The 4,047-nt window shown below is 45.3% G+C and carries 3 protein-coding genes; 2 read left to right on the top strand and 1 reads right to left on the bottom strand.

The window, feature by feature from the left end; genetic code table 11:
• Nucleotides 1-1,170, bottom strand: a 1,170-nt coding sequence (locus V7D75_RS08285; protein ID WP_333614182.1) for an aldehyde dehydrogenase family protein, incomplete at its 3' end; no start/stop codon positions are given.
• Between the two features lie 260 nt (nt 1,171-1,430).
• Here V7D75_RS08285 and V7D75_RS08280 point away from each other — a divergent pair.
• Nucleotides 1,431-3,374 carry an AAA family ATPase gene (locus V7D75_RS08280; RefSeq protein WP_333614181.1) on the top strand — a complete coding sequence of 648 codons (1,944 nt, stop codon included), beginning with the start codon at nt 1,431-1,433 and terminating at the stop codon, nt 3,372-3,374.
• 118 nt (nt 3,375-3,492) lie between these two features.
• On the top strand, nt 3,493-4,047 hold a 555-nt coding region (locus V7D75_RS08275), incomplete at its 3' end, for a glyceraldehyde 3-phosphate dehydrogenase NAD-binding domain-containing protein (RefSeq protein WP_333614202.1).

Genomic DNA, 4,047 nt, shown 5'->3' with positions numbered 1-4,047 from the left:
GGTCGGTTTCACATAATAGCCATCGCCAAGCTCGCCATCGTGTTTGGCTTGCTCGCCGCCAACCAAGACTTTTGCACCTTCTTTTTTACCGATATCCAGATAAGATAAGATTTTTTCTAATTGGTCTGAGCTGGCTTGTGCACCAATCATGGTGTCAGTGTCTAGTGGATTGCCCATTTTGATGGCTTCGACACGCTCGATACAGCGTTTGATAAATTCATCATAAATACTCTCATGAACCAGCGCACGCGATGGACAGGTACAAACCTCACCTTGGTTTAAGGCAAACATGACCAAACCTTCGACCGCTTTATCCAAGAAGTCATCGTCTTCATCCATGATATCGGCAAAGAAAATGTTTGGACTTTTACCGCCAAGCTCAAGGGTCACAGGAATGATGTTTTCACTGGCGTACTGCATGATAAGGCGACCAGTGGTAGTCTCACCAGTAAAGGCGACTTTGTTGATACGCGGGTTCGAGGCCAGTGGTTTACCGGCTTCAACGCCAAAACCATTGACGATATTGAGCACGCCTTTTGGTAATAAATCAGCGATACCGATGGTTTCTAACATAAATAAAATAGAAGCAGGCGTCTGCTCAGCAGGCTTCATCACGATGCAGTTACCAGTAGCGAGCGCTGGGGCAATTTTCCATACCGCCATTAAAATCGGGAAGTTCCACGGAATAATTTGTCCGACGACGCCAAGCGGCTCATGAAAATGATAAGCAACGGTGTCTTCATCGATTTGACTGATGCCGCCTTCTTGCGCGCGAATAGCACTGGCAAAATAGCGGAATTGGTCAATAGCCAATGGAATGTCTGCCATTAAAGTCTCACGCACAGGCTTGCCATTTTCATAGCATTCAGCAATGGCGATAGCCTCTAGATTGGCTTCCATTTTATCAGCGATTTTTAGGAGTAGATTGGCGCGCTCAGTGACACTGGTTTTACCCCAAGCATCCTTGGCAGCATGGGCGGCGTCTAAGGCTTTTTCGATATCGGCTTCTTTTGAGCGCGCTACTTGGCAAATGATTTTGCCATCGATTGGGCTTGGGTTATCGAAGTATTCGCCATCGACTGGCGCGACCCATTCACCATTGATAAAGTTGTCGTATTTTTCGCGGAATTGGACGGGACTGTTTTCAGTATTGGGATAAGCGTATAACATGAACGATTCCTTGTTGGGTATTATGGTGGTGTAAACATAATGACCTGGCCTTCCTGACCAAGTTATCTTTCTATCCTACTGAGCTTTTCGACAGAGCGATAATGACTTTTTATAATGATATATTTTGTATCGTATAACTTTAAGTTATTAGCAGCTTAACGGTTAAAAAGGTTCGCAAAGCTGGTGCAGCTGTTATAATCATGGCAGCTATTTTTTTATGCTCTTTTTCTTATTACTATTTATTTAATTGGTTTAGATATATGCGTCAATCTTCTGCTCTTGATATTTTAAAAACGGGTCAAAATGTATTTTTGACTGGCTCAGCAGGTTCAGGTAAGACCTATACGCTCAACCAATATATCGATTATCTACGCGCACGCCGTGTCCCTGTCGCTGTGACCGCGAGTACGGGCATTGCTGCTACCCATATGAACGGCACCACCATTCATAGTTGGTCGGGCATTGGGATTAAAGATGAGTTGTCGGACCGCGATTTGGCCAATTTATCCCGTAAACAGTTTTTGGCCGATAGATTAAAAGACACGGCGGTACTTATCATTGATGAGATATCGATGTTGCATGCCAAACAGCTGAATTTGGTCAGTCAAGTTTTAAAGTATGTGCGTAAAAACGACAAAGCTTTTGGCGGTATTCAGGTTGTCGTCGCTGGGGACTTTTTCCAGCTGCCACCGATTGGGAGTAAAGGCGAGACCAACCGTGAAAAGTTTGCTTTTATGAGTGAAGCGTGGCTCGATGCCAAATTTCATATTTGCTATCTATCTGAGCAACATCGACAAGTGAGCGAAGCAGCAAATGGTGGCCTTGATTTAGACGATATCCTCAATCAAATCCGCCGTCAAGAAGTGACCTTTGAAGCCATTGCTGCCTTAGAGGCGACCTTTGATCAAGACGTTGATATTAAGCGTACCCGTCTTTATACCCATAATCTGAACGTCAATAAAATCAATGATAAAGAGCTGGCCGCCTTAGATGGGGAGATGATGCGCTTTGAAGCCACCTCGACTGGCGACAGTAAATTGGTTGAGACCCTCAAAAAAACGGTACGCACCCAAGACGATTTGGTATTAAAGGTCGGGGCCAAGGTGATGTTTATCAAAAACAATAGTGAGCTTGGCGTCTCTAACGGTACGATGGGCGAGCTGATGGGTTTTGCTGCGGTAAAAATTGACGATAGTAAAGATACGAGCGATGATTTAATTGAAGACAATACGAAAAATGCTGAAAGCGCTACTGATAAGAGTGTAAAAGACAAAGGCCAACAGACTACCAAAGATAAAGACGGTGATAAAAAGCCGCCAAAAGATAAAAAGCCAACCACGCAAAAAATGCCGGTAGTGCGGTTAAACTCTGGCCGTGAAGTCATTGCTGAGCCTGAAGAATGGATTATCGAAGATGAAACCGGCGACGTGCTGGCAAGCTACTTACAAGTGCCGCTGTGTTTGGCTTGGGCCATTACCATCCATAAGTCGCAAGGCATGACCCTTGAGGCGGCCGAGATTGATTTATCGCGCACCTTTGAGCTTGGACAAGGTTATGTGGCATTGTCACGCTTAAAGTCGCTGGCAGGTTTGCAATTGCTCGGTATGAATGACATGAGCTTGCAGCTTGATCCGCTGGCACGCGGCGCCGATAAACGCTTTTTGGCACTGTCAGAGGAAGCGGATGCCAATTATGCCATGCTCGATGAAGAAAGCATGACGCAGGCGCATGAGAAATTTATTCTAAAATCAGGCGGCACGCTTAGTAAGTCAGTGATTGAAGCGTATGCCAATTTGCAGAAAAAACGCCGCGAGCAACAGCAAGCGCAGATAGAGAAAAAACAGAAACTTGGCAATCAAGTTTCTGATAAATCGGACAGTACCTTGCTGGCGACTCGTATTTTATTAGAAGAGAGCTTATCGATTGCCGAGATTTCACAAGCGCGGCAGCTGTCACAATCGACCATCATGCGCCATATTGCAGAATTAAAATCGCAAGATCCAAGTTTGGCTTGTGATCATCTGCGCCCAGACGATGAAGTGATGACGGCGGTTGGCAACGCTTATGTGGCCATTAAGGTCGCCAATAACCCTAATGACTTTAACGATGATGGCAGTGTTAAGCTACGTCCAATTTTTGAGCATCTAAAACAAGCGGTTGATTACAACACCATTCGTTTGGCATTGATTTTTATTACGCCATAGCATCCAATCAGTGAGAAAAAGTCTCTAAACATAGACCGTCATTATGCTGATAATATTTAATGTAGCGCGCCACTCTTTTTATATCTCTTTATAGCGATACCCTTTTATGTCTGACGTTATACCTGATTTTTCTAGCGCAACTTACCAATTGAACGCCGAACCTAGAGTGGCGTTTACGCATGCGACAGGCGAGCATACGCAGCCGCTAAGGATTGCGATTAACGGCTTTGGCCGTATTGGGCGTAATGTACTGCGTGCCTTGTTAGAGCGCTTTGAGGTGTTGGGACGCGCTATCCATGTGGTGGCGATTAATGATTTGGCATCGGCTGATATTTTATTGCATCTATTAAAATTCGATAGTACTCATGGCCGCTTAAGCCGACTTGGCGTCAGTGCGGAGGTTTTAGACGATAACAACAATACTCAGCTGTGTTTGACTAAGAACAACCTGACCTACTGCATCAAAATGCTCTCAGAAGCTGACCCAAAAAACCTGCCATGGCACACGCTTGGTATCGATGTGGTATTAGAGTGTACGGGGCATTTTCGCTCTTACGAGCAGGCGCAGTTGCATATAGCAGCGGGTGCACAGCAAGTCATTATTGGTGCTGCGCCCTTTGATAATGTCGATGCTTGTATCGTCATGGGCGTCAATACCGCTGAGCTCACACGC

This window comes from Psychrobacter sp., assembly GCF_036731945.1.
Lineage (GTDB): Bacteria > Pseudomonadota > Gammaproteobacteria > Pseudomonadales > Moraxellaceae > Psychrobacter.
Note: the sequence above shows the minus strand (reverse complement) of the source record. Positions and strands in the feature narration are given on the sequence as shown.